Origin of the sequence: Okeania sp. SIO2B9 (genome assembly GCF_010672505.1) — a bacterium.
Classification (GTDB): domain Bacteria; phylum Cyanobacteriota; class Cyanobacteriia; order Cyanobacteriales; family Microcoleaceae; genus Okeania; species Okeania hirsuta.
Genome location: NZ_JAAHGK010000663.1, coordinates 1 through 4,196, shown reverse-complemented (window position 1 = coordinate 4,196; position 4,196 = coordinate 1). Strand labels below are relative to the sequence as shown.

Annotated in this window: 3 protein-coding genes and 1 pseudogene; all 4 read right to left on the bottom strand. The window is 36.0% G+C overall.

Annotated elements, in window-relative coordinates; genetic code table 11:
* Window positions 1-294: 294 nt before the first annotated feature.
* On the bottom strand, window positions 295-477 hold the full coding sequence (locus F6K13_RS21115; protein WP_124154435.1) for a hypothetical protein: 183 nt from the start codon (window positions 475-477) through the stop codon (window positions 295-297).
* A gap of 171 nt (window positions 478-648) precedes the next feature.
* On the bottom strand, window positions 649-1,248 hold the full coding sequence (locus F6K13_RS21110) for a hypothetical protein (protein ID WP_338043178.1): 600 nt from the start codon (window positions 1,246-1,248) through the stop codon (window positions 649-651).
* Window positions 1,249-2,815: 1,567 nt separating this feature from the next.
* Window positions 2,816-3,151: an IS200/IS605 family accessory protein TnpB-related protein gene (locus F6K13_RS21105; protein ID WP_205127361.1), complete on the bottom strand. Its 336-nt coding sequence runs from the start codon at window positions 3,149-3,151 to the stop codon at window positions 2,816-2,818.
* 135 nt (window positions 3,152-3,286) lie between these two features.
* Window positions 3,287-4,196: pseudogene (ftsH3, locus tag F6K13_RS21100) on the bottom strand (ATP-dependent zinc metalloprotease FtsH3); the annotation flags it as partial.

The following is a 4,196-nucleotide window of genomic DNA, read 5'->3' as shown; positions in this document are numbered from 1 at the left end:
ATTTTCTTTCTATTGCGTATAGAGCAATAATAAAATCATTTTATGAAGCACCCAGACAGAGGTGATGGGTAGTGAAATTTTCTTTCTATTGCGTATAAGCAATAGTAAATTCATTTTATGAAGCACCCAGTCAGAGGTGATGGATAGTAAAATTTCCTAACCAAAGCGTAACGCACTAACCAAAATATTTGGAATAGAAATATTTGACACAGGTGGTGCGTTACATTTCATTTTCATGTCACGCAGTGTTTCATGTTGGCTATTACGTCGAAAACGCACCCTACTAAATATTCTCTACTTTAGATGAAACAGTCCACTACTAGGGAGCGTATTAGCGTATGATAATTCTCCATTAGGTTTCTGAGCAAATAGAATACCAGAGGTTCCTTGAGGACTAACAACAGATGTAAAAATTGTTAAGAGAGCGATAATACTTGCAAGCAAAACCTTTGCTATGCGACTTTGTATGATTTTCATTTCTAGCCCTTCCTTTACTGTGGTTAAATGTAAATGTGATAAGAATTAAAAATTTTTGATTAAATATCCTAATTACACCAGGCTTTCATTACTGAAATAATTTATATTTATTTAAGGATTTAGGTTGTATAGATGTAGGGATAGATTTAAGAAAATCTAGCAATGAAACATTCAAGAATGTTGTTGCTCTAAATATTCTCGAAACGGTTCCAAAATAATTCCTAAAATTTTATCAATTTCTTTGACGTAATATTCCCCTACATCAATACGGACAATTTTTTCTTCAAGTGTTAAAAACTTCCAATTTGTTCCGGTTGTAACTGCACCATAAATAACCTTAACTGGATTATCAGCTCGCTGATTAAAAAACTGCGCTCCTACCATACTAGCAACACATTGTCCTAACCCACGAATAATATTTTCATTTTTAGCTTCAACGATGGTAATAACTGGAGCAGTAATAAAATATTGTTCAGGGGAAAAACTGAGCAAAAAATCACAATATCCTTGTAATCCTAATTCTGCTTCTACATTAAATTCTGTTCCTGAAAAAAGACTGATTCGATAATTTAATTGCCGTCTCACATCAGCTAAAATTTGAGAAATTAATAGTTCTGAACGAGCTTTTTCTGTATTAATAGCAGTTGCTAATGGAATATATTCTCGTAAGATAGTTGTGAGAATTTCAGAAGGTTTAACTGGTTTAATTTGGGCGAATAAATCTTGATTTTCTTCTAAGGTTAATTCAAAATTTGTCTTGGCTATTTCCAATGTGAATTTACTGTAAGAAAGATTGCTCATATAGGACAAGTCAAAAGTCAAAAGTCAGAGTTCAGTAGGTTGGGTTTCACTGCCGTTCAACCCAACAAAACCTTACTAATGTTGGGTTTATCCTAACGGATAATCTCTGCTAACGGGATGTCGCGATTTTTTCTGAGGAGCTTCCGAGAATGAAAAAAAAATTGGTGATTTTCCACTCAATCGTCATAGATGGAAAGATTTGATGAGGGAAAAATCAGTATTCTTCAGGTAGCTTCAGAGAATGAAAATCTTGGTGATATTGCTTCTGGGAAAAAATTCCTAAATAGTTCACCGCCTCTAAGCAAGGAAATTTGGTTGAATAAAAAGTCATGCGTATAGGCAAGCAACTCCATTCAAATTTGATGATATCAGAATTTTTGTGAGGATGCAACCGGAAATTCCTTTGAGTCGCGATTTTTTTCGGAGCTTCAGAGAATGAAAATCTTGGTGGTATTGCTTCTGGGAAAAAAATCCTGAATAGTTCATCGCCTTTGAGTAAGGAAAATTAATTGAATAAAAAGTCATGCGTATAGGCAAGCAACTCCATTTAAGCCTGCTAAATTTAGGAGAAGAAAGAATTAGAAAGTGGTGAGTGGATATCAAGATTTAGATGCACTTTTTGAGGATCTGGATAATAGTTAATTTACTATTATTGAATGACTGTATAATTTGCATAAATTATCTTTTCTTTTACGGGTTTAATCACCCACAGTCAAAGGGGGTGCTGAAAATTGTTTGGGGTTATTAAGATATTAAGGTGATCGGTCATTGACTATCCATAAGCAATTTTCCTTTCTGCCTTTCGGTCCGAATGCTGCACAAACACACTTCTGATTTCTGACAATTTGAATTCTTCTGCTGTAGCGATCGCTCCAACTAATTAGAGTATGACAAAGTAATCAGAAAATTATCATTACCTTCTATTCTACTTTCTTCAAGGGAGCGCAAAATTAATTTCAAAAACAAAACTAAATTGCGACCCTTTTGTATAATTTATACTAATTAAATTTATTTTTAATATTATTTATATTAATCAAAAACCCCTCATTTTTCGCTAATTATTACAAAATATTTCACGAACTTGCGTTATTTCAGCGATTTGTATCATACTCTGTACATTAAGATATAATGCCAATGTTATATTTAAATCTAAAAAAAGACCTTTTCAAGAGAGCTACAACCTTGTATTTACGTTAATTGCATCTCAAATCTGGTAATTTTCAGCAGAGTCAGATAACTTCAAAAAAACAAATTTTGAACAAGTATAAATGCTTAAGTAATTCTAGCTATTGACAAATAGTAGATAATTAACACGTAAATTCCAGACACTCAATATCGGCAGTCCTGCAACCGTAATGGTATTGATTGAACTTAAGACAAATTACCTAATGATGTTAGCTGTGATTACCTCAACCGTACGAAAAAAGCTGTAGAAAATCGATCTGAGCTTTTATCTTGATATTGGATTAACCAATATTGGCTGTACGGCACAGCTCACTATTCCCTCGGCAGTAAATGCCCCTGGGAATTTCTTATCTTATATCTGAAGACTACCATTAACGTCGGCATTAATTACTTTACCTGTTGCACTTCTGAATAAACCACGTTTGACTCGCTTGCCTACATAGTTTTCATGGCATATTGGTTTTTCTAGATCGATAGCAGATGTTTTACTGGTGTAACTTTCTTCCGTTTCAACAACTTTGATACCAACCAGTTGACATTTATAAGTTATCTGTTGAATTAGCTTAGAGTGTGGTATTTGGGTAAAGTTTTGATTGTTTTTTTTACCGATGTTTGCACCTTGTTTCCAGTTATTATTTTGGCCTATGACTACAGTACCAATATTATTTACGGAGATTACATAATTCATACCTTCAACAGCAACGCCAACAAAAGAAAAATATAGACTACCCTAGAATCATCCAAAGTAGCCATATATTAATAATTTAACGCCAAATTTTTCCTTCTGCCTTCTACCTTCTACCTTCTACCTTCTGCTATAACCCTAAATCAAAGCCGCCATCTTCACATCATTAGTTGCCAACAACTCCTGTAACTCATCAGAGTCTACAGTCTCCTTATCAACCAACATCTCGGCTAACTTATCCAAAATATGACGGTTACTTACTAATACTTCCTTCGCCCGACGATAAGCTTGTTCTACCAAATTGCGCACCTCATCATCAATAGCAGCAGCAGTTTCCTCAGAAAAATCACGCTCCGCCATAATATCCCTACCTAAGAACATATTACCATTCTGGCGACCAAGAGCAACTGGACCAAGGCGATCGCTCATGCCAAAGCGAGTCACCATTTGCCTTGCCACATTAGCAACCTGCTGTAAATCGTTAGAAGCACCAGTAGTCACCTCTTCATCACCAAAAATAATCTCCTCAGCCAGACGACCACCCAAAGCTACAGCCATCTGATTTTGTAGATAAGCACGAGAATACAAACCAGAGTCCATCCGGTCTTCGCTAGGAGTAAACCAAGTCAAACCACCAGCACGACCGCGAGGAATAATACTAATTTTCTGTACTGGGTCATAATCAGGCATCAACGCTCCGACCAAAGCATGACCAGCTTCGTGATATGCTACTAACTCCTTGCGCTTCTCGCTCATTACTCGGTCTTTCTTTTCTGGACCTGCTAATACCCGGTCAATAGCATCATTAACTTCATCCATAGAGATTTCAGTTAAGTTACGACGAGCTGCCAGAATAGCTCCTTCATTTAATAGATTAGACAAATCTGCTCCAGTAAATCCAGGAGTTCGACGAGCAATTTTTTCTAGGTCTACATCTTTAGAGAGACTCTTACCACGAGCATGAACATTGAGAATTTCGAGACGACCTGCATAGTCAGGACGGTCTACTACTACTCCGACCAGGTCGTTTTGACCGTCAAGTAGTAGA